Source organism: Paraburkholderia sp. RL17-368-BIF-A, assembly GCF_046054045.1.
Classification (GTDB): domain Bacteria; phylum Pseudomonadota; class Gammaproteobacteria; order Burkholderiales; family Burkholderiaceae; genus Paraburkholderia; species Paraburkholderia graminis.
The window spans coordinates 105,802-130,252 of record NZ_JARESN010000015.1; the positions used below are offsets into that span (position 1 = coordinate 105,802).

The window sequence follows — 24,451 nt, forward strand, 5'->3', positions numbered from 1 at the left end:
GGTGGGCTCGTGGTAGCGGTAGCGGTCGTGATCGCACTGCGCGGCGCGGCGCAAGGCACGCGCTTACGCTGCCTTACCGCATCGGCTAACGCATGACCGCGGGCCTTATAGTCGACCCCGGCAACCTCGATGCCGCCCTTCTCAGTCCGCCCGCGTATCCGGGGCGGATTTTTTTTGACTGCGTGTTCGGCCTGCGTGTTCGGCCTGCGTGTTCGGCCTGCGTGTTTGACCTGCGTGTTCGGCCTGCGCGTTCGGCCTGCGTGTTCGGCCCGCGCGTTTGGCGCGCATCTTCAGCCGCTGTTTTCAGCTAGCCCGTTCAGCCCACGCGCCTAACCCGCTCCCTCGCCGCCACATCAAACAACCAACCGGCTCCGCAAGCTCTCGATAGCCGCCTCCGATACGCCAAGCCCGTCAGTCAGATAGCGCGTCATCGTGCCGTAGCTCGTCTGCACCTGATCGAAGCCAGCCTGCAGAAAACTCTCCCGCACGCCGAGCAACGGTTCCTGAATCGCGGCGAGCGCGTCGCCGTCCTGCGCGCGCAATGTTTCCTTCAGCGACCTGATGGCCTGCGCGCGGTAGACGTTGCTCAGCAGATAGTCCTGCATGATCACATCGAGCGGCACATTCGCGATGCTCTGCAGCAGCGCCGCAACCCAGCCGGCGCGATCCTTACCCGCGTTGGAATGAAAGAGCTGCGGGCCCGTGCCGTCCGCGAGCTGGCGCAGCAGCGCGCCGAAGTTCGCCCGCTGCGCCGCGCCGGTCACATAGCCGCGCGCCTGCGACTCCATGAACGCGGTCGCGCCAGCGGCTGAATCGAAAGGCGGCGGCGTGAAGTCGCGCACACCGAGCACATCGAGCGTTTGCGAAACCGCGCCGCGAGGAACGATGTCGGCGGTTCGTTCGACCTCGCCCGGCGTGCGCAAATCGTAGACGCTCGCAATGCCGAGCCGCTCCATTTCCGTCTGATCGGCCACGCTCAGCGTCAGCACATTCGCGCGGAAAAAGAGGCCGCGCCGCATCTTCTTGCCGTCGACGGTCGGATAGCCGGCCGCAGCGCCCGCGACATCGCGGAAATTGTCCACCGATGCAAGCCGCGGCGTGTCGCCCTGCTCGTCGCCGAGGCCGCCGCCGCATGCGGAGAGCAGCGAGCTGCCCACGCCGGACACCAGCAGCACGCTGGCGGAGCGCTTCAGGAACGTCCGTCGCGACGCGCATGCCGCCAGCGAGTGCGCGGGCATGGCCGGGGGAACAAGGTGGCGGCGAGTTGCCGGACAGTTTTTCGCGGTGGCGGGCATTAGGCGATCTGATGTGTCATGCGCGAGGTGAGTAAAAAAAGTGCAGCCTGAGCGCTGCGGGCGCAGTTTAACGTTTCCAATATTTTTTTGGTTACGACGTATTAGTTCGTAAGCAACGGTCAGCTTGGTCTTTGCCCGTGCCGCGCGCGCTTCCGATATGCCCGCTGCAATCACGCGCGAAAAAGCGCTTCTTAAGCCATTCTCTTAGGCATTTCGTCTCCTGTCGGCTGCTTACTCCCTGCTTACCGTCTGCTGCCAATTTTGACCACAAGTGGCCGCACGACGCCTCGCCCCGTAGAATACAAAGACCTCCCCTCGAGCCGCACGCACACAAGAAAAGCCCAGGAGAACACAACAAACATGCCTTCTCTCCAATGGTTCACCGAATTGACGCAGCGGGAACGCCGCACGCTCTACGCGGGTTTCGGCGGCTACGCGGTCGACGCGTTCGACTTCATGATCTACTCGTTCCTGATTCCAACGCTGATCGCGACGTGGGGCATGAGCAAAAGCGAAGCGGGCATGATCGCGACGAGTTCGCTGATTTCATCGGCGCTCGGCGGATGGCTCGCCGGCATTCTGGCCGACCGCTACGGCCGCATCCGCGTGCTGCAATGGACCATCGCGACCTTCGCGCTCTTCACGTTTCTGTCCGGCTTCACGCATTCGTTCTGGCAACTGCTCGCGACACGCACGCTGCAAGGCATCGGCTTCGGCGGTGAGTGGTCGGTCGTGACGATCATGATGGCCGAGACGATACGCTCGCCGCAGCATCGAGCGAAAGCCGTCGGGACCGTGCAGAGCAGCTGGTCGTTCGGCTGGGCGGCCGCGGCCATCGTCTATTGGGCGTTCTTTGCGTTGCTGCCGGAGCAAGTCGCGTGGCGCGCCTGTTTCTGGATCGGCCTCCTGCCCGCGGCGTGGATCATCTACATTCGCCGCAACGTCAGCGACCCGGACATTTATCTCGAGACGCGCCGCGCGCGCGACAGCGGCCTGGAGACCGCGCATTTCCTGCAGATTTTCTCGCTGCCTCATCTGCGCACCACGCTGCTCGGCAGCGCCTTATGCACCGGCATGCTCGGCGGCTATTACGCGATTACCACCTGGCTGCCGACCTATCTGAAGACTGTGCGCCATCTGTCGGTGTTCAACACGAGCGGCTATCTGATCGTGCTGATCGTCGGCTCGTTCACCGGTTATATCGTCGGCGCGATTCTGTGCGACAAGATCGGCCGGCGCGCGTCGTTCATCCTGTTCGCGATCGGCTCGTTCGTGCTCGGCATGATCTACACGATGCTGCCGATCACCGACGGCATGATGCTCGCGCTCGGCTTTCCGCTCGGCATCGTCGTGCAAGGGATTTTCGCCGGCGTGGGCGCGTATCTGTCGGAGCTGTATCCGAACGCGATTCGCGGATCGGGCCAGGGCTTCTGCTACAACCTGGGGCGCGGCTTCGGCTCGTTCTTTCCGATTCTCGTCGGCACGCTTTCGCAGGGCATGTCGCTCGTGAAGGCAATGGGGATTGTCGCCGGTTCGGGTTATCTGCTCGTGATCGTCGCCGCTTTGTGCCTGCCTGAGACGAAGGGCAAGGTGCTCGGCGCGGCGCATCCTGCTGCATGACATGGCGGCCTGAGTTGCGACCTGAGATCGCGACCCGACGTCGCCGCTGATTTGCCTGATAACAGCACATGAAAACGATTGTTCTCGGAGGCGGCGTGATCGGCGTCGCCACCGCCTTCTACCTGCGCCAGCAAGGCTGCGAGGTGACGCTGCTCGAACGCGAGCCGGACGTCGCGCTCGCCACGAGCTTCGGCAACGCGGGCGTGATCGCGCCCGGCTATGTGACGCCGTGGGCCGCGCCCGGCATGCCGGCCAAGATTCTCAAATACCTGTTCAAGCCCGCTTCGCCACTGATTTTCCGGCCGACGCTGGACCCGGCTCAATGGCGCTGGATCGCGCGCTGGCTGCGCGAATGCGAGCTCGAGCGCTTTCGCGTCAACAAGCAGCGGATGCAGCGCATCGCTTACTACAGCCGCGAGTGTCTGCGCGAATTCCGCAGCCGTCATCCGTTCGATTACGGCCGCAGCCAAGGCTACCTGCAACTCTTTCGCAGCGAGTACGACGTCGAACTCGCGCAGCCGGCGCTCGCGGTGCTGCGCGACGCGGGCATCGCCTATCGGGAAGTGAGCGCCGCGCAATGCGTCGACATCGAGCCGGGCCTGCGCTGGGCACGCGCGACGCCGGTGTCGGGCGTCCATCTTCCCGACGACGAAGCCGGCGACTGCGCGCGCTTCACGCGTGAACTCCGCGCCATCTGCGAACGTCATGGCGTGCGCTTTCGCTTCGACACGCGCGTGACATCGCTCGACGTGGAAGGCGGCGTCGTGCGCGCGGTGCGTGTCGAAAGCGAGCGCGGCACGGAGGCGGTGCCGGCCGACGGCGTGGTGGTGGCGCTTGGTGTCGACAGTGCGGCGTTGCTCGCGCCGCTTGGCGTGAAGGTGCCGCTCTATCCGGTGAAAGGCTATTCGGCGACGCTGCCTGTGATCGACGACGAAAAGGCCCCGCGCGCCGCGCTCATGGACGAATCGCTGAAGACGGCGATCACGCGTTTCGGCGACAACCTGCGGGTGGCCGGCACGGCGGAACTCGGCAACCGCGACGCGACGCTGCGCGAGCAGGCGTTGCAGACGCTGATGAAAGTGCTGGCCGACTGGTTTCCGCACGCCGCGGCGCCGACGTCCGCGCATTTCTGGGTCGGCCGCCGCCCGATGACGCCCGACGGCGCACCGTTGCTCGGACCTTCGGGCATCGGCAACCTGTGGCTCAACCTCGGCCACGGCTCGACGGGCTGGGCGATGTCGATGGGCTCGGCGCGTGTGGTTGCGGATCTGATCACGCAGCGCGAACCGGAGATCGATCTGGACGGGCTGACGTTGGCGCGTTATCGGAAGTAGCTAGTCTCTGCGCAATTTAAGGCACTAAGGCACGCAGAAACCGCACGTTAAAAAGCCGGGTCACCTTCTCAGGTGCCCGGCTTTGTTCTCACTGCTCTCGGCGGTGCCGCCCGCTTAACACGAGGCAAGCACCGTCGTCGTCTCCACCTCTTCCTGCAAACCCTGGCTGGCGGCGAGACAGACGTTTAACGCGGCAGTTCCGAATGACCCATCAGGAACGCATCGACCGAACGCGCGCACTGACGACCTTCGCGGATCGCCCACACCACGAGCGACTGGCCGCGACGCATGTCGCCCGCCGTGAACACCTTGTCCACCGACGTGTAATACGCCTTGTCGCCCTCAGTGGAAGCACGCACGTTGCCGCGCGCATCCTTGTCGACGCCGAACGCCTCGAGCACCGGCGACACCGGCTGCGTGAAGCCCATCGCGAGCAGCACGAGGTCGGCCTTCATTTCGAACTCCGAACCCGGCACTTCGACCATCTTGCCGTCCTTCCATTCGACGCGTGCCGCGATCAGCTTTTCGACCTTGCCGTTCTTGCCTTCGAGGCGCTTCGTGGCGACCGCCCAATCGCGCGAGCAGCCTTCGTCATGCGACGACGACGTGCGCAGCTTGATCGGCCAGTACGGCCACACGAGCGGCTTGTTCTCTTCTTCCGGCGGTTGCGGCAGCAGTTCGAATTGCGTGACGCTCTTCGCGCCATGACGATTCGACGTGCCCACGCAGTCCGAGCCCGTATCGCCGCCGCCGATCACGACCACATGCTTGCCCTTCGCGAGCAACTGGTTCGCGACCTTGTCGCCGGCGTTGACCTTGTTCTGCTGCGGCAGGAATTCCATTGCATAGTGAATGCCTTCCAGCTCGCGTCCTGGCACCGGCAGATCGCGCGGCGTTTCCGAACCGCCGGCGATCACGACCGCGTCGAAGTCTTCCTTCAACTGCTCGGGCGTGATGGTTTCCTTCGCCGTGTTGCCGATGTACGGCGGCAGCGAGTCCGCCTTGCCGACGAACACGTTGGCGCGGAACGTCACGCCTTCCGCTTCCATCTGGCGCATGCGGCGGTCGATCAGCCACTTCTCCAGCTTGAAGTCGGGAATGCCGTAACGCAGCAGGCCGCCGATGCGGTCGTTCTTCTCGAACACGGTGACCTCGTGGCCCGCGCGCGCGAGTTGCTGCGCGACGGCCAGGCCAGCAGGGCCCGAACCGACCACGGCGACCTTCTTGCCGGTCTTGTGCTTCGGCGGCTGCGGCGCGACCCAGCCTTCGGCCCACGCTTTGTCGATGATCGCGTGTTCGAGCGACTTGATGCCGACCGGGTCGTCGTTGATGCCGAGCGTGCACGCTGCTTCGCACGGCGCCGGGCAGATGCGGCCCGTGAATTCCGGGAAGTTGTTCGTGGAGTGCAGCACTTCAATCGCGGTCTTCCAGTCCTGATGGAACACCAGGTCGTTGAAGTCCGGAATGATGTTGTTCACCGGGCAGCCGTTGTTGCAAAACGGGATGCCACAGTCCATGCAACGTGCGCCTTGAATCTTCGCTTCGTCGTCGGTGAGTGCCGCGACGAATTCCTTGTAGTGCTTCACACGCGTGAGCGGAGCTTCGTACGCCTCGTGGCGGCGCTCGAACTCGAGAAAACCGGTTGCCTTGCCCATGTGGTTCTCTTCTCTATCTGTATCTAGGGGTAATCTGGACCCGCCGCGCATCGGATTGTCGAGCGGCGGCGGGTACGGCTAAAGGTGACGTCTACTGTGCGGGAGCGGTCGGCGCTTAGTCAGCGCTTAGTCAGCGTTCAGTCAGTGCTCAATCCGCGCTCAGGCGGCGAGCACTTCCTTGTTCGCTTTCTTCGCTGCCATTTCGCCGAGCGCGCGCTTGTATTCGGTCGGGAACACCTTCACGAATTGACGGCGCGACGCGTCCCAGTTTTCGAGCAGCGCCTTTGCACGCGGCGAGCCCGTGAACTGGAAGTGACGCTCGACGAGACCCTTCAGCAGCGCTTCGTCGGTGGTGCCGGCGTGCCACAGGCCGCGGTCGACCGTGCGTTCCTGTTCGGCCTGCTGCAGAACCGGATCGAGCGCAACCATCGACTTGTTGCACTTGCCCGCGAACGTGTTGTCCGGGTCGTACACATAAGCGATGCCGCCCGACATGCCCGCTGCAAAGTTGCGCCCGGTTTCGCCGAGCACGACCACCGTGCCGCCCGTCATGTATTCGCAGCCGTGGTCGCCCGTGCCTTCGACAACCGCCGTCGCGCCCGAGTTACGCACGCAGAAACGTTCGCCCGCCACGCCGCGGAAGAAGGCTTCGCCTTCGATCGCGCCGTACATCACCGTGTTGCCGCAGATGATGTTCTCTTCCGACTTGCCGCGGAAATCGTTCGTGGGACGAATGATGATCCGCCCGCCCGACAAACCCTTGCCGACGTAGTCGTTGCCGTCGCCGACGAGATCCAGCGTGATGCCCTTCGCGAGGAACGCGCCGAAGCTCTGGCCCGCCGTGCCCTTCAACTGGATGTGGATTGTGTCGTCGGGCAAGCCGTCGTGGCCGTACTTCTTCGCGATCGTGCCGGACAGCATCGCGCCGACCGTACGATTGACGTTGCGCACCGGCTGGATGAACGACACATGCTCGCCCTTCTCGATGGCCGCCTTCGCCTTCTCGATCAGCGTGTGATCGAGCGCGCGATCGAGACCGTGATCCTGCTGTTCCACGTGCTTGCGCGCGACTTCGGCCGGCACTTGCGGCTGGTAGAACACGCGCGAGAAGTCGAGACCCTTCGCCTTCCAGTGCTCGACGCCCTTCTTCATGTCGAGCAATTCGGCGTGGCCGATCAGATCGTCGAACTTGCGGATGCCCAGTTGCGCCATGAGTTCGCGTGCTTCTTCAGCGACGAAGAAGAAGAAGTTCACGACGTGTTCCGGCTGGCCCTTGAACTTCGCACGCAGCACCGGATCTTGCGTCGCTACGCCGACCGGGCACGTGTTCAGATGGCACTTGCGCATCATGATGCAGCCTTCGACGACGAGCGGCGCCGTCGCAAAGCCGAATTCGTCGGCGCCGAGCAGCGCACCGATCACGACGTCGCGGCCGGTCTTCATCTGACCGTCGGCCTGCACGCGGATACGGCCGCGCAACTGGTTGAGCACCAGCGTCTGCTGCGTTTCGGCGAGACCGAGTTCCCACGGCGTGCCGGCGTGCTTGATCGACGACAGCGGCGACGCGCCCGTGCCGCCGTCGTGGCCCGCGATCACGACGTGATCGGCCTTCGCCTTGGCAACGCCCGCGGCAACCGTGCCGACGCCCGACTCCGACACGAGCTTCACCGAGACGCTCGCCGCCGGGTTCGCGTTCTTCAGATCGTGGATGAGCTGCGCCAGATCTTCGATCGAATAGATGTCGTGGTGCGGCGGCGGCGAAATCAGGCCGACGCCCGGCACCGAATAACGCAGCTTGCCGATGTAGTCGGACACCTTGTGGCCCGGCAACTGGCCGCCTTCGCCCGGCTTCGCGCCCTGCGCCATCTTGATCTGGATCTGATCGGCGGACGCGAGATATTCCGCCGTCACGCCGAAGCGGCCCGATGCGACCTGCTTGATCTTCGAGCGCAGCGAATCGCCGTCCTTCAACGGAATGTCGACGATCACTTCGTCGCCGATGACGGACTTCATCGTGTCGCCGTTCTTGATCGGAATGCCGCGCAGTTCGTTGCGATAGCGGTTTTCGTCCTCGCCGCCTTCGCCCGTGTTCGACTTGCCGCCGATGCGGTTCATCGCGACCGCCAGCGTGGCGTGCGCTTCGGTGCTGATCGAGCCGAGCGACATGGCGCCGGTCGCGAAACGCTTGACGATTTCCTTCGCCGGTTCGACTTCGTCGAGCGGAATTGCCTTGGCCGGATCGAGCTTGAATTCGAACAGGCCGCGGAACGTCATGTGACGCTTCGTCTGATCGTTGATCAGATGTGCGTATTCCTTGTACGTCTGATACGAGTTGCTGCGCGCCGAGTGTTGCAGCTTGGCGATCGCATCCGGCGTCCACATGTGTTCTTCGCCGCGCACGCGATACGCGTACTCGCCGCCCGCGTCGAGCATGCTCGCGAGAACCGGGTTGTCGCCGAATGCATCGCGATGCAGACGGATCGCTTCTTCGGCGACGTCGAACAAACCGATACCGCCGACCTTCGACGACGTGCCCTTGAAGTACTTCTGCACGAGGTCTTCAGCGAGGCCGACTGCTTCGAAGATTTGCGCGCCGGTGTACGACATGTAGGTCGAAATGCCCATCTTGGACATGACCTTCTGCAGGCCCTTGCCGACCGCCTTCGTGAAGTTGTAGATCGCCTTTTCCGCCGACAGGTCGCCCTTCAGGCCGGCCGCGAGTTGCGCGAGCGTTTCCATCGCGAGGTACGGATGCACGGCTTCCGCGCCATAGCCCGCGAGCAGCGCGAAGTGATGCGTCTCACGCGCGGAGCCGGTTTCGACGACCAGACCCGTGCTCGTGCGCAAACCTTGCTGCACGAGATGCGTGTGAATAGCGGCCGTGGCCAGCAGCGCCGGGATCGCGACGTTGTCGCGGTCGGTCTTGCGGTCCGACACGATCAGCATGTTGTAGCCGGACTTGACGGCGTCGACGGCTTCCGCGCACAGCGACGCGAGACGCGCCTCGATGCCTTCCTTGCCCCACGCAACCGGATAGCAGATGTTCAGTTCGTAGGAGCTGAACTTGCCGCCCGTGTACTGATCGATCGCGCGGATCTTCGCGATGTCCTTGAAGTCGAGCACGGGCTGCGACACTTCGAGACGCATCGGGGGGTTGATGTTGTTCGTGTCGAGCAGGTTCGGCTTCGGACCGACGAACGACACGAGCGACATCACCATGTTTTCGCGGATCGGGTCGATCGGCGGGTTCGTGACTTGCGCGAACAGCTGCTTGAAGTAGTGATAGAGCGTCTTGTTCTTGTTGGACATGACCGCGAGCGGCGAGTCGTTGCCCATCGAACCGACGGCTTCTTCACCGGCTTGCGCCATCGGCGCCATCAGGAACTTGAGGTCTTCCTGCGTGTAGCCGAACGCCTGCTGACGATCCAGCAACGCGGCGGCTTCGCGGCGTTCCGTCGCGACGTCTTCGGCCTTCGGCTCGATCTCGTCGAGCTTGATGCGCACGGCGTCGATCCAGCTCTTGTACGGCTTCGCGTTCGCGAGGTTGTCCTTCAGTTCCTTGTCGTCGATGATGCGGCCGTGTTCCATGTCGATCAGGAACATCTTGCCCGGCTGCAAACGCCACTTCTTGACGATCTTCGACTCGGGGATAGGCAGCGTGCCCGCTTCGGACGCCATGATGACGAGGTCGTCGTCGGTGACGATGTAGCGCGCCGGACGCAGGCCGTTACGGTCGAGCGTCGCGCCGATCTGACGGCCGTCGGTGAACGCGATTGCCGCGGGACCGTCCCACGGCTCCATCATCGCGGCGTGGTATTCGTAGAACGCGCGGCGGTTGTCGTCCATCAGCGTGTGCTGTTCCCAGGCTTCCGGGATCATCATCATCATGGCGTGGACGAGCGGATAGCCGGCCATCACGAGCAGTTCGAGGCAGTTGTCGAACGATGCCGTGTCCGATTGGCCCGGATAGATGAGCGGCCACAGCTTCGGCAGATCGTCGCCGAGCACGTGCGACGCGATCGCGCCGGTACGCGCGTTCAGCCAGTTGACGTTGCCCTTCACCGTGTTGATTTCGCCGTTGTGGGCGATCATCCGGTACGGGTGAGCCAGTTCCCACGCCGGGAACGTGTTGGTCGAGAAGCGCTGATGCACGAGCGCGAGCGCCGACACCGTGCGCTCGTCCTGCAGGTCGCGGTAGTACACGCCGACCTGACCCGCGAGCAGCAGCCCCTTGTAGACGACCGTGCGCGCCGACATGGACGGCACGAAGTATTCCTTGCCGTGCTTGAGCTTGAGCGCCTGGATGCGGTGGCTCGCGGTCTTGCGGATCACATACAGCTTCCGCTCGAGCGCGTCGGTCACCATGATGTCCTTGCCGCGGCCGATGAAGATCTGGCGGATCAGCGGCTCGCTCGCCTTCACAGTGGGCGAGATCGGCATGGTGTGATCGACCGGCACGTCGCGCCAGCCGAGCACGACCTGACCTTCGGCCTTGACCGTGCGCTCCAGTTCCTGCTCGCAGGCGAGACGCGATGCGTGTTCCTTCGGCAGGAACACCATGCCGACGCCGTATTCGCCGAACGGCGGCAAGGTCACGCCTTGCCGTGCCATTTCCTCGCGATAGAAACCGTCCGGAATCTGGATCAGAATGCCCGCGCCGTCGCCCATGAGCGGATCGGCGCCGACAGCGCCGCGGTGGTCGAGATTCTCCAGAATCTTCAGGCCCTGCTCGATGATCTCGTGACTTTTCCTGCCCTTGATATGAGCGACGAAGCCGACGCCGCAGGCGTCATGTTCGTTTTGCGGGTCGTACAACCCTTGCGCGGCGGGAACCGGGTGAACCGGTTGCTGGTGATCGTTCATGGGGACACCGTCTGTGAGGGGCCGGACAGGCCGTTAAACCGTTTTTTCTATTGCCGCACGTGCACACCCGCAACGGCGAAGGCGCTTCTGAGGCTGCATCCTGCACATATCAAAAACGCCGGAATTCGGAATATACGCGACGAATCAACGGAATAGCAAATAAAACGTTGCGTTCGATCCCCAATTATCAATTTGGTGCATTGCGGCTCGCTTTTATTGGTGCCATATCGAAAATGGGCAAAATAAAACGGCATGTCCGAATGCCGTTCAAAACCTAAACCGTTGATTCTGATTGCCTATCGAGCGTGGGCGCTCGCTGCGTTTATTGCGTCTGCGGCGTCTCGCGAACCTTGCGCGGCCGTCCGCGCGGCAACGGAGACACGCGCCGGTTCGCCGCGCGCGCCGCCCATTCGCGATACGTGTCGCTGCCGAGCACCCAGCCCTTTAAGGTGGCCTGCTGAAGCTGGCTTGCCTCGCGTTCGTCGAGTGGCTGTTCGCAGAGCTCGCGGTACGCGCGTTGCCGCTCGAATGGCGTATTGCCGAGCGACCAGTAAAGCGGATGGTCGGTGATCAGGCTGTCGAGCGTGAGACCGATGTGATGCCGGTAGCTCGACCACCGGTAGTCTTCCGGCGCGCTCACGAGCTGCATGCGCACCGGACACATTTCGACGACGCGGCTCGCCAGCAGAAAGTACCGCTCGCCCTCGATCACCGTGGCGCGATAACGCCCTTCCCACAGCGTGCCGCGCCGTGCGTAGCGACGGTTGAAGTGCGCCACATAGCGGCGCCCCACCGCCTGCATCGCCTTGGGCAGACTCGACTCCTCGGTCGGCGTGACGAGCAGTTGAACCGCGCCCGGCATCAACGCATAAGCGTGGATCGACAGGTGATGGTCGCGGGAAGCCGCTTTCAAACAGTCGATGAACAATTCATAGTCCTGGTCGTCGACGAACGCAGGCTGCTGATCGAGTCCGCGGAGGATGACGTGCTGCGGCTGGTCAGGAACATAAAGACGTGCAAGCCGTGCCATGCTGAAGTATCCGATAGTCGCGTTGGTACATACCCGAAGGTCCGAAGAGCCGCATGCGCCGGAGATTCGGCGCGGCGCGGCCAGGCCAGAAAGCGCGCGTGGCTTAGGGAGAAAACTCTAACCGCCGCGTATGGTTAGTTTCAAACGTTGTGTTCATAATGAGCGGGCCTTTTTTGGAGGAGCACATATGAAATTAAAACAGGCCGTAGTGGGGACCGCGATGCTAGCCGGCATGACAACGGCAGCATACGCACAATCGGCCGGTAGCTTTACCGTCACAACAGGCTGGTTCCATCTTGCGCCTCAATCGAGCAGCAAGCCCCTGAAAGTGACGAGCATCGGCGGTAGTCCGACCAACATCACCGAACCGAACACCGGAGCAACGCTGAGTTCGGCCGACACCATCGGCCTGGCTCTTGGCTACTTCATCACCGACCATATCGCGACCGAATTCGTGGTTGGCTATCCGCCTTCGTTCGACCTGAACGGCAGCGGCAGCCTCGAACAATTCGGCAAGATCGGGCAGGCGAAACAGTGGAGCCCGACGCTGCTGTTCAAGTACTACTTCAACGCCCCCACTGCTACGTTCCGTCCGTATCTCGGTATCGGCGTGAGCCGTATCTGGTTCACCGACGAGAAGATCACCAACGGCGCATTTCAGGCAAACGTCCTGCATGGTCCGACCAGCGTCACTACGGATAGTTCGTGGGAGCCGGTGTTTAATCTGGGTTTCACTTACGCGTTCAACGAGCACTGGTTCGCGGGCGCTTCGGTGTCGTACCTGCCGCTCAGCACGACGGCCAAACTGAACACGCAGGCGAAGACGCCGGTCGGCACGCTCAATGTGCAATCGGAAACCAAGATCAAGCTGAACCCGATCGTTACGTACGTCAATATCGGTTACCGCTTTTAACACTCGCTTTTTGCTGTCGCTCCGAACGCCCGCTTCGCACAGCGTTCAACGCGCGGGCATCGAACCATGCCGTGCGATTAGGGTAGTCGAATTTCCGGGGCTTGAACAACGCCGTCATTCATCCAATGGCGGCGTTTTTTATTTTGTGCGCGCCGCAGGCCACCGCGCCGGCTTTACCGATGCCGCGCGTCCCGTTGCCGCTGCGTTTGTAAATTTGACCCGTCGCGAAGGCAATATGTGCTGAGGAAATTCGGCGCGCGCCGCCGTGGGCGGAGCATTCGGCTGTGGCACCGAAGTTGCGTTCTGCTGGTGTTTCCTGCGTTGCGATCAGGTTTAACGCAACCGTGAACGTGGGCCTTTTTCACCCTCATCGACGGAGCGACCATGACAGCACTTCCGAATACGCGAGACGCCCTCGGCGAATCCTGGACCAGCACGAGCCGCCGCGCGCGACGCATTGCGCGACACAGCCGCCACGCGGCCGAAGACATTGCAGGCGAACTGCGCACGCTGATGTCCGAGCTTGAGTCCACCCTGGCGGACGGCACGCAGGCCGACGCCGTCGCACTGCGCGGCAAATTGCGCAAGCAGCTCGACAACGCGCGCGCCCGTTTAAGCGACACGCGCGAAGCCGTGCGCGAACGCGCCAACGTCGCGCTAGCCGATGCCGACGACTACGTGCATGAGAATCCGTGGCAGACGCTGGCGATTGTCGGCGGCGTCGCGTTGATCGTAGGCGCGCTGTTTGCCTCGCGGGTGCGCTGACAGGCGCGGCTACTGCGAACGCGCGCTTGCCAGGCGCGCGGCCACCGCGGCACGCTACGGCGTCGCCGTCGTGGCCGCTCAGTTGTCGTCGATGACGAAAAGGCGCTGATACTCCTTCAGCGCATAGCGGTCCGTCATGCCCGCGATGTAATGCGCGATCAGGCGCGGTTGCAGCGCGGCGTCGGTCGACTGATAGCCGGGCGGCAGGAGCCGCGGATCGTCGGTGAACGCGTCGAACAGACCGACGACGACGCGGCGCGCCTTGTTGGCCATCCGCATCACGCGGTAATGGCGGTACAGGTTCTTGAACAGAAAGCGCTTGAGCGCCGCCGCCTGAGCCGCGATCAGCTCGCTATGCGCGACGAGCGCCGGCGCCGCGCGCACGGCGTCGAGCGAATCGGGCGCATGATGCGCAAGGTTCAGCTTGGTCGTGTCGATAAGATCGACGATTAGCGTATTGATGATGCGCCGCACCGTCTCGTGAATCAGCCTGCGTCCTTCGATCTGCGGGAAATCGCGCCGCGCCGCTTCGAAGTGCGTTTGCCAAAGCTCGACTTCGGCGAGTTGCTCGACGGTCAGTAGACCCGAGCGCAGGCCGTCGTCGACATCGTGATTGTTGTAGGCGATTTCATCGGCGACATTCGCGATCTGCGCTTCGATGGACGGCTGACGCCCTTCGAGAAACCGCTCGCCTAAAGCGCCGAGCCGCCGCGCATTCTCACGTGAGCAATGCTTGAGAATGCCTTCGCGCGTTTCGAAACACAGGTTCAGGCCGTTGTACGCGCCATAGTGCTCCTCGAGATCGTCCACCACTGCGAGGCTTTGCAGATTGTGCTCGAAGCCGCCGTGCTCGCGCATGCACTCGTTCAGCGCGTCCTGGCCGGCATGACCGAACGGCGTGTGGCCGAGATCGTGGGCAAGAGAAATGGCTTCGACGAGGTCTTCGTTCACGCGCAGGTTACGCGCCACGGAGCGCGCGATCTGCGCGACTTCCAGACTATGCGTGAGACGCGTGCGGAACAGGTCGCCCTCATGGTTCACGAACACCTGCGTCTTGTATTCGAGGCGGCGGAACGCCGTCGAATGAACGATGCGGTCGCGGTCGCGCTGGAACTCGGTGCGCGCGCTCGGCGGGGCTTCCGGATAGCGGCGCCCGCGCGAATGCGCCGCGTGCGCGGCATATGGCGCGAGATGCGCTTCGAGCGCTTCCTGCGTGAGCGCGCCGAGCGCGGCCGCGGCTGCGGCTGCGGCGGGTTGCTGCTTTACATCGTCGCTGCGCCTGTCTGTCACCGGCTTCTCCGAAACATGGGCGGCGCCGCTCGACGCTGTGCGCGGCGCCTTGCTGGAATGTCCGCGTATCAGACGGCGGCGGCCAGCGTGGCGTGCACCTCGGCGTCGGGTGCCTGAGTGATGAGCGTCTCACCGAAACGCTTCAGCAGAATGAACTTGATCGCGCCGGCTTCCGCCTTCTTGTCGACCTGCATCAGTTCGATGTAGCGCGATTCGCCGAGCGCGGGTGCGCGGGTCGGCAAATGCGCGGCGACGATCACGTCGACGAGCCGCTTGCGCGACGCTTCGTCGAGATAGCCGAGACGCACGGACAGATCCGCCGCCATCACCATTCCGCAGCCGACGGCCTCGCCGTGCAGCCACTCGCCGTAGCCAAGGCCCGCTTCGATCGCGTGACCGAACGTGTGGCCGAAGTTGAGAATGGCGCGCAGCCCGCCTTCGCGTTCGTCCTGCGCGACCACCGACGCCTTGATCTCGCATGAGCGCTTGACCGCCTCCGCGAGCGCCGCGGGTTCGCAGCGATTGAGCGCCTCGACGTTGGCCTCGATCCAGCGGAAAAAGCCGGCGTCGGCAATCGCGCCGGTCTTGATGACCTCGGCGATACCCGCCGCCAGTTCGCGCGCGGGCAACGTACGCAATGCGCCGATGTCGGCGATCACGGCCTGCGGCTGATAAAACGCGCCGATCATGTTCTTGCCGAGCGGATGATTGATGCCCGTCTTGCCGCCCACCGACGAATCGACCTGCGAGAGCAGCGTGGTCGGCACCTGGATGAACGGCACGCCGCGCATATAGCAGGCCGCCGCAAAACCCGTCATATCGCCGATCACGCCGCCGCCCAACGCGATCAGCGTCGTCTTGCGGTCGGCGCGCGAACCGAGCAGCGCGTCGAAAATCAGGTTCAGCGTTTCGAGATTCTTGTACGCCTCGCCGTCGGGCAACACGACCGTGGACACCTGCTTGCCGAGCGGCGCAAGCGCCGCGCGCAGCGTGTCGCCATAGAGCGGATCGACGGTGGTGTTGGTGACGATCGTGACCGAATTGCCCGCAATGTGCGGCGCGAACAGCGCAGTCTGCCCGATCAGGTCGGCACCGATATGGATGGGGTAGGCGCGTTCGCCCAGTTCGACGTTGACGGTAATCATACGGCCCATTATGACGCAGGATGTTTGGCGACGCCGGCCATCTCGAGCTGCATCAGAACCATATTGACGAGTCCGTTGACCGAAGGCCGGCCTGTTTCAATCACAAAGTGCGCGCACTCGCGGTAGAGCGGATCGCGCACTTCGTAGAGCGCTTCGAGCCGCGCTTTCGGGTCTTCGGTTTGCAGCAGCGGACGATTCTTGTCGCGCCGCGTGCGCAGCCACAGATCGTGCGGATTCGCGCGCAGGTAAATCACGACGCCGCGGTTTTGCAGCGCCGCGCGGTTTTCCGGCCGAAGCACGGCGCCGCCGCCGGTTGCCAGCACGATGTTGTCGCGCTCCGTGAGTTCCGAAATGACGCTCGCTTCGCGGTCGCGAAAGCCGGCTTCGCCCTCGAGCTCGAAGATGACCGGAATGCGCGCGCCCGTACGCGCTTCGATTTCATGGTCCGAATCGAAGAACGGGCGATCGAGACGGCGCGCAATGGCCCGGCCCACGGTGGTCTTTCCTGCCCCCATGAGCCCTACAAAAAATACATTGGCGTGTGCGTCCCGCGCTTGCAACGGTGTCCTCTGGCTAATCCGGTATGGTTCGTGCCGCAGCTTACTGGCAAAGCGGCTGCCTTGTCGAGCCTGCGCGCCGCCGCTTTCGCGCGGCGGGCGCGTGCCCTCAATTCGTCTGAACGACGCGCGGCGTGATGAAAACAGCCAGTTCGCTGCGCTGGTCGCGATGAGCCCGATGGCGGAAAAGCGCGCCTAAAACCGGTATTTTGCCCAGGAGCGGCACCCGAGTCACATCGTCGCGACCGTCCGTCGCGTAGATTCCGCCGATCGACACCGTACCACCATCTTCCACTTCGACCCGGGTTTGCACGTGCTTGGTGTTGATCGCGGGACCGGCATCGGTCTGTTCGCCGACGCTGTCCTTGGCCACATCGAGGTCTAGCACGACGCGGCCGTCCGGCATGATCTGCGGCTCGACTTCGAGCTTCAGCGTGGCCCGCCGGAACTGCACGCCCGACACGCCCTGCCCGACTTTCGCCTGATACGGCAGTTCGGTGCCCTGCTCGACCACGGCCTTCATCCGGTCGGCGGTAACGACGCGCGGACTGGAAACGACCTCTCCACGCCCTTCGGCCTCGAGCGCGCTCAATTCGATGTTCAGAAGCCGCGTCGCGCCGGCCGCGAACAGCGTGAGCCCGGCCGTGGCGGCGTCGAAGCCCGCGATCGGCCGCGCTGACAGATCGGCGACCAGACCGTCCTTGCCGCCGCTGAGGCCACGCGTGGTGCCGTCGGCGCTGGTGCCCGCCATCGAAAGCCGCACGCCGAGATTGCGCGAAAAACCATGCTCGCCTTCGACGATGCGCGCCTCGATCAGCACCTGCCGCGTCGGCCGGTCGACGAAAGCAAGCAGCGCGGCTATCTGCGCGAGGCGGCCCTCCAGGTCGGTCACGAACAGCAGATTCGTGCGCGGATCGGCGGTCACGGCGCCGCGCTTCGACAGCACGCGCTGGTTGCCCGAGCCGGTCAACAGACGCCGCACGTCTTCGGCGCGTGCATAGTGCAACTGGAATGTGCGGCTCGCGAGCGGTTCGAGATCGGCGGCCCGCGCGTGGGCCTCGTAGCGCTGCCGCTCGCGCGCCGCCAGATCCGCGATGGGCGCGACCCACACGACGTTGCCGTGGCGCTCCATCGCGAGGCCGTGAACGTCGAGCAGCGTGTCGAACGCGACGCGCCACGGCACTTTGTCGAGGCGCAGCGACACGGCGCCGCGCACTCTCTCGCTCGCGACGATGTTCAAGCCGGTGAATTGCGCAAACGCATTCAGCACCGCGCCCAGCTCGGCGCGCTGGAAGTTCAGCGAGATCGGCTTGTCGTCGGCGGCTAGCGAGGCGTCGGCGGCGGTTTTCGGCGCGCCGCTCAGGCGTGCGAGCGGCGGCAACGGGACGGGCGGGCCTTCGAGCGCGGATGATGTCGCAGCGGCCTCGCGACTTAAGGCTGCCGCTTGCGGGCCAAGAGGCGCGGAGCCGTCGGCGGGGTCGGTTGCATCGCCCGTGTGGGTTCGATCGGCCAGCGCAGGCGTCGTGTGCGAGACCGCCGTGTCATCGGGAGAATCGTCGCGGAACGGGTTCGGCGTCTCGGCGATCGTGCCGCGTGGCAGCGGCGGGGCATCGTAGCGCGCGTCGGAAGGCGACGATGCCTCGTCGAGCGGCAGATAGGCAGGCAACGGTGGCAGCGATGGAATCGCGGCATGCGCGATGCCGGCACTCAGCGCCACGCCGATTGCCATGCTGACGCACACGCTAATCGGCAGCCCAGAGCCGGAGCATGCGCGGGCCGCACGGCGAAGAACAGCGCCCACAATCGACCGCGCGTCGGCACACAAGACCTTCCTGATGCTCATCACGAAGCCTCCACGAGCAGCAGCGTGCGCGCCGCATCACCTCGGGCGAGCGTGATACCCGACGCATCGAAGCGCGTGAAGCGCTCGTCGCCGATCTGCTGACCGGACGCGACAGTCGCTGCGCCGTCCGGCGTATCGACTAACGCCAGCCCGCGCGCGCGGTCATGCAGCAATCCAACGAGACGCAGTTGCGCGAGTCCCGGCGAGTCGATCGCGGCCTGCATCTGCGCAGGCGAGAACGGGTCGAAGAACACGACATCTTCTTCGTCATCCGAATCAAGGCTTGCGTCGGCGAGCTCCTGCACCGAGAGGCTCACAGGCGCCGGGCGCAAACCGCTGTACACGCGCAGCGTCGCGTTCACCGAGAGCGACGCCGCATCGCGCTTGATCGTGACGTCGACGGGAACCATCAGTACCGGCAACTCCGTCAAGCCACGCAGGAACGACATCAGATGAACGAAGTCCGTATGCGCCGCGAGCTGCAACGGTCGCTCGCTTTGTGCGCCCGTGCCGCTCGCGGCGCCGGGCTCCACGGCCAGCAACATCACGCCGTTTTGCGCGGCGAGTTCGGAGACGACGCGCACGTCATCCGCCGAAGTCCATTGCGCCCGCGACGGCCACGCGCCTCCTGTCGTTCCGCTCGCCGCATCGGCTTCGCGACGCAACGCGGGCAATTGCAAAAGCGCACGCTTTGCCTCCGCGAGACGCTGCGCGCTCGCATGCAGCGCCGCGCGGCTTGCTTCGAGGCGCCCGAGATCGGCCACGATCCAGCCATGCGCACCGAGGCCGAACACCACCAGCGCAATCAGCAACGCAACCGCCCAGCGGCGACGCCTGCTCCATGTATGCAGCGGTGCGCGCGCACGTTTGATCCAATGCGCCAGCATGGAGCCTGGCTGTTGCGCGCCGCCGAAGTCGATAAACGTCGTACTCATTTCAAACCTCCGCTGTGATCGGCGCTCGTTTTCGGCGATGCCGCCAGGCCCGCATGCTCGGCCGTATTTTTTATGGTGTGCTCCCAGCGCAGGCGGGCACCGAACTCCGTTGAGCCGGCAGTGCTCGCCGCGGCATTCGCCTTGCCCGACGCGCGATGCGATTCGCTCATCTCCGCGCTCTCTACACCGCGTATCGCACCGAGGCGCTTGAGCCACTGCGCGGAATCGATGTGCGCTCGCGAACTCGCCACGAGCTCGGTCTCATGCTCGCGCTGGCGAAGCTGCTGCAACAGCACACCGTCGCCAGGTTCGAAACTCAGCGCATCGAGCAGATCGCGCAAATAGGTGAGCGGCTCGGCGAGACGTTTTGCGCGGGCGGCTTCATCGCGTTGCCTGTCGCGCGCGCGCAGCAGCTTCGTATGCTCGGCCAGCGGAGCGGCGAGCTGCGCAAGCGCCTGCTCGGCTGACTCGCGCTGCGCATCGAGCCGCGCTTTCTCGACCATCTGATATCCGGCGAGCGCAACCACAGCAGCGCAGCCGGCCAACGCGGCGGCGGCCCATAGAAGGACGCACCGCCGACGCGCAAGCCGCGCGTCGCGTTGTCTGTGCGGCAGCAGATTGAAACCGCCGAGCCTCGGCGTGAACGAATGCGCGGCGCGCAGCCGGCGCATATCGCGCGCGACATGCGATTGCGCCGCCGCGCCGAGACGCCCTGCATCGAAAGCGGCCGCGCTCATTCGAGCACCCCGCGCAATGCAAGCCCGAATGCAACGGCGCCTGCCGGTTCGTGCAGCAGCGGATCGCTCAGCTTGCGCGCGACGCCGCCCAATGCGCCGCACTCGAACGGCAACACGGTGCAGCCGAGAACATCCGCGATATCCGCCATCGAGAAGCCGACGCCCTCGAGCAGATCGAGTTCGCCGCCCACCAGCGCACAGTCGCACTCCGGGCCATGCGCCAGATCGCGCAACGCATCGGCGAGATCGGAATGCTCAGGCGCGGGGTAGCGCATTTCGGCGGCGACGCTGTCGTCGACGAGACGCCAGCCTTGCACGCCGTCGGCGCCGATCCACAGCGCCACATACGGTTCATGTGGATCGAGCTCGCGACTCGCCGCGTAGCGCATCGCACGCAGCGCGGCATGCGGCTCGCCGTCGATCGCGGTCAGCGAAATGCCCGCGGCCGCCGCGCATTCGATGCGCGCTTCGATATGCTGACGCGCGGTCGCGGCAATCGTCACCGAACGAACCGGCGACGGCCGGTCATCGACAAACCAGTCGACGGCCAATGCATGCCGCTCGAGCCCCGCGATGCGTTCCACTTCGCTCATCACCGCCGGTTCGAGTTCGGCGAGTTCATATCCGCCGTCTTCGGCGCCACCGCTTTGCACGGCGAGGCGTGCGAGCGGGACCGTAGCGGTCAGCGTCGCGGACGCGGGCACCGCCATCGCGCATCGCAATGCGGACGTCGCGCATGAATGAGGCAGATCGGCAAACGCATCGCGCAACGCGCGCGAGACCGCTTGGCGATCCGCGATCTCGATGCCGGCCATTGCATTCGGCGGCAACGGCACCGTGCGCACATATTCGATCTGCAACGACGCGCAGGCTCGCGCACGCTGACTCACCACGACGAGCCGCACGTCCTGCGAACTCACGTCGATACCCGCAGCGAAACGCTGCATACCCGCCTGCACAGCTTCCAGCCATGAACTTCTTATTGTCATCACGCCCTCCCTGAGACTCGCGCGGCGAACGATTCGAACGCGAGCAGCGAGGAGGATTGTGCGCATCGGCGCGTCTGAGCGACACTCAGCCAAACGGCCAACGTCGTCGAAACCGACGCGCCGGCGATCGTCAAAGCAGCTACAGTGAGGCCTCATTCAACGTGGCGCGGAGACTTGTAAAGAACTGTCAGTAAGCATGCCGAAAGCTGAAAAGCGGGGCGGCTATAATCGCGGGACTGTTTTTTGGTGCCTATATGCAATCCACGTCTCCCACCTCTCCGCCGCCCGCGCCGCCTAAGCGCAAACGCCCGTTGTGGCTCAAGCTCCTGCTTGGGTTTTTTGGCCTGATCGTCGCGGGCATCGCGTGCGTGCTGCTGGTGCTCGGTTATGCGCTCGTGGTCGCGACGCCTAACCTGCCCTCGCTCGAAGCGCTCACCGACTACCGGCCGAAAGTGCCGCTGCGCATCTATACGGCCGATCACGTGCTGATCGGTGAGTTCGGCGAAGAACGCCGCGACATCGTCCGCATTCAGGACGTGCCCGACAGCCTGAAGAAGGCCGTGCTCGCCATTGAAGACGCGCGCTTTTACGATCACGGCGGCGTCGACCTGACGGGCATCGCGCGCGCCGGCTTCGTCGCGCTGACCAATGGCCACGCGACGCAAGGCGCGAGCACGATCACGATGCAGGTCGCGCGCAACTTCTTCCTGTCCAGCGAGAAGACCTATACGCGCAAGATCTACGAGATGCTGCTCGCGTACAAGATCGAGTCGAAGCTCAGCAAGGATCAGATTCTCGAGGTGTATATGAATCAGATCTATCTGGGTCAGCGCGCATATGGGTTCGCGAGCGCGGCACGCGTGTATTTCGGCAAGGATCTGAAGGACCTGACGCTCGCGGAATCTGCGATGCTGGCCGGCTTGCCGAAGGCGCCGTCCGCGTATAACCCCGTGGTGAATCCGAAGCGCGCGAAGGTGCGCCAGGAGTACATCCTTCAGCGCATGTACGAGCTGCATTACATCAACCAGCAGCAGTACGACGAAGCGAGCCGTCAGCCGCTCGTCGTCAAGGGCGCCGGCAAGGAATTCAGCGTGCACGCGGAGTATGTCGCGGAAATGGTGCGGCAGATGATGTACGCGCAGTACCGCGAGGAAGCGTACACGCGCGGCCTGAACGTCGTGACGACGATCGACTCCGCCGATCAGGACGTCGCCTATCGCGCGTTGCGCAAAGGTTTGATGGACTATGAGCGGCGCCACGGTTATCGCGGCCCGGAGGCGTTCATCGACTTGCCGTCGGACGCGGACGACCGCGAGCAGGCCATCGACGACGCGCTGCTCGAGCATCCGGATAACGGCGAAATCATTGCGGCAGTCGTGACCGCGGCGAGCCCGAAGCAGGTGCAGGCCACGTTTATCGACGGCAATGTGGCGACCATTCAGGGCGACGGCCTGCGCTTCGCGCAATCGGCGCTAAGCGCACGCGCGCAGCCGAATCAGCGGCTGCGGGCTGGCGCGATCATTCGTCTGGTGAAGAACGACGAAGGCGAGTGGGCAATCACCCAGTTGCCGCAAGTCGAAGGCGCCTTCGTTTCCGTCGTGCCGCAGGACGGCGCGATTCGTGCGCTCGTCGGCGGCTTCGACTTCAACAAGAACAAGTTCAATCACGTCACGCAGGCATGGCGTCAGCCGGGCTCGAGTTTCAAGCCGTTCATCTATTCGGCTTCGCTCAAAAAGGGACTCGGTCCGGCAACCGTCATCAACGACGCGCCGCTCTTTTTCAGCGCCGCGGAAACGGGCGGCCAGCCGTGGGAACCGAAGAACTACGGCGGCGGTTTCGACGGCCCGATGAGCATGCGCACCGCGTTGCAGAAGTCGAAAAACCTGGTGTCGATTCGTATCCTCAACCACATCGGCACGAAGTACGCGCAGCAGTACATCACGCGCTTCGGCTTCGATGCGGACCGTCATCCGGCGTATCTGCCGATGGCGCTCGGCGCGGGTCTCGTCACGCCGCTGCAGATGGCGGGCGCGTTCTCGGTGTTCGCGAACGGCGGCTATCGGATCAACCCGTACCTGATCGCCGAAGTCACCGATCCGCGCGGCGTCGTCGTCGCACACGCACAGCCGCTCGTCGCCGAGCAAAGCGCGCCGCACGCTATCGAGCCGCGCAACGCGTATGTGATGAACAGCCTGCTGCAAAGCGTCGCGCAGCGCGGCACGGGCGCGAAGTCCAACGCGCTCAAGCGCACGGATCTCGGCGGCAAGACCGGCACGACGAACGATTCGCGCGACGCCTGGTTCGCCGGCTATCAGCACACGCTCACGGCGATTGCGTGGATCGGCTACGACAACCCGCGTAGTCTCGGCGACAAGGAAACCGGCGGCGGCCTCGCGTTGCCGGTGTGGATCGAGTACATGGGACGCGCGCTCAAAGGCGTGCCGGACTACAAGATGCCGAAGCCCGATGGCGTGACCGAAATCGGCTCCGAACTGTATTTCGACGAATTCACGCCGGGGCACGGCTTTGTCTCGACGGTCGGCATCAGCCAGGCTGCGCTCGACGAAGCGAGCGCCGCATCCGCCGCGCCGGCACAGGTCGGCGAGCAGGAGAAGCAGGACATCATGAATCTGTTCCGCGGGCACTGACATAGCGTCCCGCTTGCTAAAGAAAAAAGCCGCCGCGCATGATCTGCGCGGCGGCTTTTTTTGACCTTCTTTCCGTCGACAGCCCGACTCTGCGTTCAGGCCTCGAAGCGGACCGGTTCGCCAGCCTGCTGCGTCGCGTATTCGGAGAGCGCCTCGAAAAACTCCTTGCCGCTGCGCGTGTCGCGCCACTCGCCGTCGACGAAACGGTAGTGAAAACCGCCCGCTTTCGCGGCGATCCAGATCTCGCTCATAGGCGGTTGCAGGTTGACGATGATCTTCGAGCGATTCGCGAACTCGAGGGTCAGCACGTTGCCGCTGCGCTCGAGTTCGATGTCGGCCTCGGTGTCGTCCAAAGCGCGTTCGATGACGGCTAGCGCGGCCTCCGCGCGGGTCAGGTAATCACTATCGGACATGCTAAACTCCATCGATTATTTATTCAGGGACAGTCATGCGAGTCGTATCTCGGATGCGCGCGGCGGCGCCCGGCCGCGCGATTGTAGCGGGTTTAGCCATTCTCGCAGGTTGCGCGCTCGGCGGTTCGCTCACCGGTTGCGGGCAACGCGGTTCGCTCTATTTGCCCACGGTGCCGCCGTTGCCGGCCAAGCCGATCGACCGCACGCAGCCGTCGTCGCCTGATGAAGTGAAACCGGGCGCAGAAACCGCTACCGACTCGGACTCCATTCCCGATACTTCCGGCACGCCGCTTTCGCTTGCACCGGCAGATGAGCTGTCTGCATCGCCTACGTCCGCAGCTTCCGCTGCATCGGCTGCAAAGGCAGCTTCGCAGCCGACCTCGCAGCCCGCCGCCACTCCCGCTCAATAAGACCTTCGC

Annotated in this window: 18 protein-coding genes; 6 read left to right on the top strand and 12 right to left on the bottom strand. The window is 64.1% G+C overall.

Annotated elements, in window-relative coordinates; translation table 11 throughout:
• Positions 1-353 precede the first annotated feature (353 nt).
• Entirely contained in the window at positions 354-1,238 is an 885-nt protein-coding gene (locus P0D87_RS23810; RefSeq protein WP_053858814.1) for a tyrosine-protein phosphatase, read from the bottom strand.
• A 417-nt stretch (positions 1,239-1,655) separates the two neighbouring features.
• Between P0D87_RS23810 and P0D87_RS23815 the strand changes: the two genes are divergently transcribed.
• Together P0D87_RS23815 and P0D87_RS23820 are read left to right on the top strand one after the other, a co-directional pair.
• A complete protein-coding gene (locus P0D87_RS23815) occupies positions 1,656-2,915 on the top strand; it encodes an MFS transporter (protein WP_006052254.1) in 1,260 nt (419 codons plus the stop codon).
• A 68-nt stretch (positions 2,916-2,983) separates the two neighbouring features.
• The gene (locus tag P0D87_RS23820) at positions 2,984-4,249 is read left to right on the top strand and encodes a D-amino acid dehydrogenase (protein WP_053858815.1); all 1,266 of its coding nucleotides are present in this window, start codon (positions 2,984-2,986) and stop codon (positions 4,247-4,249) included.
• A 185-nt stretch (positions 4,250-4,434) separates the two neighbouring features.
• Here P0D87_RS23820 and P0D87_RS23825 read toward each other — a convergent pair whose 3' ends face one another.
• The 3 genes from P0D87_RS23825 to P0D87_RS23835 all read right to left on the bottom strand — a co-directional run bounded on the left by P0D87_RS23825 (position 4,435) and on the right by P0D87_RS23835 (position 11,797).
• The gene (locus P0D87_RS23825) at positions 4,435-5,904 is read right to left on the bottom strand and encodes a glutamate synthase subunit beta (RefSeq protein ID WP_006052252.1); all 1,470 of its coding nucleotides are present in this window, start codon (positions 5,902-5,904) and stop codon (positions 4,435-4,437) included.
• A 159-nt stretch (positions 5,905-6,063) separates the two neighbouring features.
• The gene (locus tag P0D87_RS23830; protein ID WP_053858816.1) at positions 6,064-10,767 is read right to left on the bottom strand and encodes a glutamate synthase-related protein; all 4,704 of its coding nucleotides are present in this window, start codon (positions 10,765-10,767) and stop codon (positions 6,064-6,066) included.
• Positions 10,768-11,089: 322 nt separating this feature from the next.
• Positions 11,090-11,797 (bottom strand): transposase, encoded by a 708-nt coding sequence (locus tag P0D87_RS23835; protein ID WP_006052250.1) that lies wholly within the window; start codon positions 11,795-11,797, stop codon positions 11,090-11,092.
• Between the two features lie 187 nt (positions 11,798-11,984).
• Here P0D87_RS23835 and P0D87_RS23840 point away from each other — a divergent pair, with 187 nt between their 5' ends.
• The gene (locus P0D87_RS23840) at positions 11,985-12,710 is read left to right on the top strand and encodes an OmpW/AlkL family protein (RefSeq protein ID WP_006052249.1); all 726 of its coding nucleotides are present in this window, start codon (positions 11,985-11,987) and stop codon (positions 12,708-12,710) included.
• 384 nt (positions 12,711-13,094) lie between these two features.
• Positions 13,095-13,475, top strand: a complete 381-nt coding sequence (locus tag P0D87_RS23845; RefSeq protein WP_006052248.1) for an ElaB/YgaM/YqjD family protein — start codon at positions 13,095-13,097, stop codon at positions 13,473-13,475.
• A 78-nt stretch (positions 13,476-13,553) separates the two neighbouring features.
• On the opposite strand, the gene P0D87_RS23850 is transcribed toward P0D87_RS23845, so the two are convergent.
• The 7 genes from P0D87_RS23850 to pilM all read right to left on the bottom strand — a co-directional run bounded on the left by P0D87_RS23850 (position 13,554) and on the right by pilM (position 20,971).
• On the bottom strand, positions 13,554-14,765 hold the full coding sequence (locus P0D87_RS23850; RefSeq protein WP_053858817.1) for a deoxyguanosinetriphosphate triphosphohydrolase: 1,212 nt from the start codon (positions 14,763-14,765) through the stop codon (positions 13,554-13,556).
• 68 nt (positions 14,766-14,833) lie between these two features.
• The gene (aroB, locus tag P0D87_RS23855; RefSeq protein WP_035570640.1) at positions 14,834-15,910 is read right to left on the bottom strand and encodes a 3-dehydroquinate synthase; all 1,077 of its coding nucleotides are present in this window, start codon (positions 15,908-15,910) and stop codon (positions 14,834-14,836) included.
• 8 nt (positions 15,911-15,918) lie between these two features.
• Complete coding sequence (aroK, locus tag P0D87_RS23860; RefSeq protein ID WP_006052245.1) at positions 15,919-16,470, bottom strand: shikimate kinase AroK; 552 nt, start codon at positions 16,468-16,470, stop codon at positions 15,919-15,921.
• 106 nt (positions 16,471-16,576) lie between these two features.
• On the bottom strand, positions 16,577-18,196 hold the full coding sequence (locus P0D87_RS23865) for a type IV pilus secretin PilQ (RefSeq protein WP_408637067.1): 1,620 nt from the start codon (positions 18,194-18,196) through the stop codon (positions 16,577-16,579).
• A 113-nt stretch (positions 18,197-18,309) separates the two neighbouring features.
• A complete protein-coding gene (locus tag P0D87_RS23870; protein WP_053858819.1) occupies positions 18,310-19,245 on the bottom strand; it encodes a hypothetical protein in 936 nt (311 codons plus the stop codon).
• A complete protein-coding gene (locus tag P0D87_RS23875) occupies positions 19,242-19,982 on the bottom strand; it encodes a hypothetical protein (RefSeq protein ID WP_053858820.1) in 741 nt (246 codons plus the stop codon). Before P0D87_RS23875 ends, P0D87_RS23870 begins: the two co-directional genes overlap by 4 nt.
• A complete protein-coding gene (pilM, locus tag P0D87_RS23880) occupies positions 19,979-20,971 on the bottom strand; it encodes a type IV pilus biogenesis protein PilM (RefSeq protein ID WP_029971258.1) in 993 nt (330 codons plus the stop codon). Before pilM ends, P0D87_RS23875 begins: the two co-directional genes overlap by 4 nt.
• Before the next feature lie 254 nt (positions 20,972-21,225).
• On the opposite strand from pilM, the gene P0D87_RS23885 reads away from it, so the two are divergent.
• Positions 21,226-23,619: a penicillin-binding protein 1A gene (locus P0D87_RS23885; RefSeq protein WP_408637068.1), complete on the top strand. Its 2,394-nt coding sequence runs from the start codon at positions 21,226-21,228 to the stop codon at positions 23,617-23,619.
• Positions 23,620-23,714: 95 nt separating this feature from the next.
• Here P0D87_RS23885 and cyaY read toward each other — a convergent pair whose 3' ends face one another.
• A complete protein-coding gene (gene cyaY / locus P0D87_RS23890) occupies positions 23,715-24,032 on the bottom strand; it encodes an iron donor protein CyaY (RefSeq protein WP_053858822.1) in 318 nt (105 codons plus the stop codon).
• A 35-nt stretch (positions 24,033-24,067) separates the two neighbouring features.
• Between cyaY and P0D87_RS23895 the strand changes: the two genes are divergently transcribed.
• Entirely contained in the window at positions 24,068-24,442 is a 375-nt protein-coding gene (locus tag P0D87_RS23895) for a lipoprotein (RefSeq protein WP_053858823.1), read from the top strand.
• Positions 24,443-24,451 lie beyond the last annotated feature (9 nt).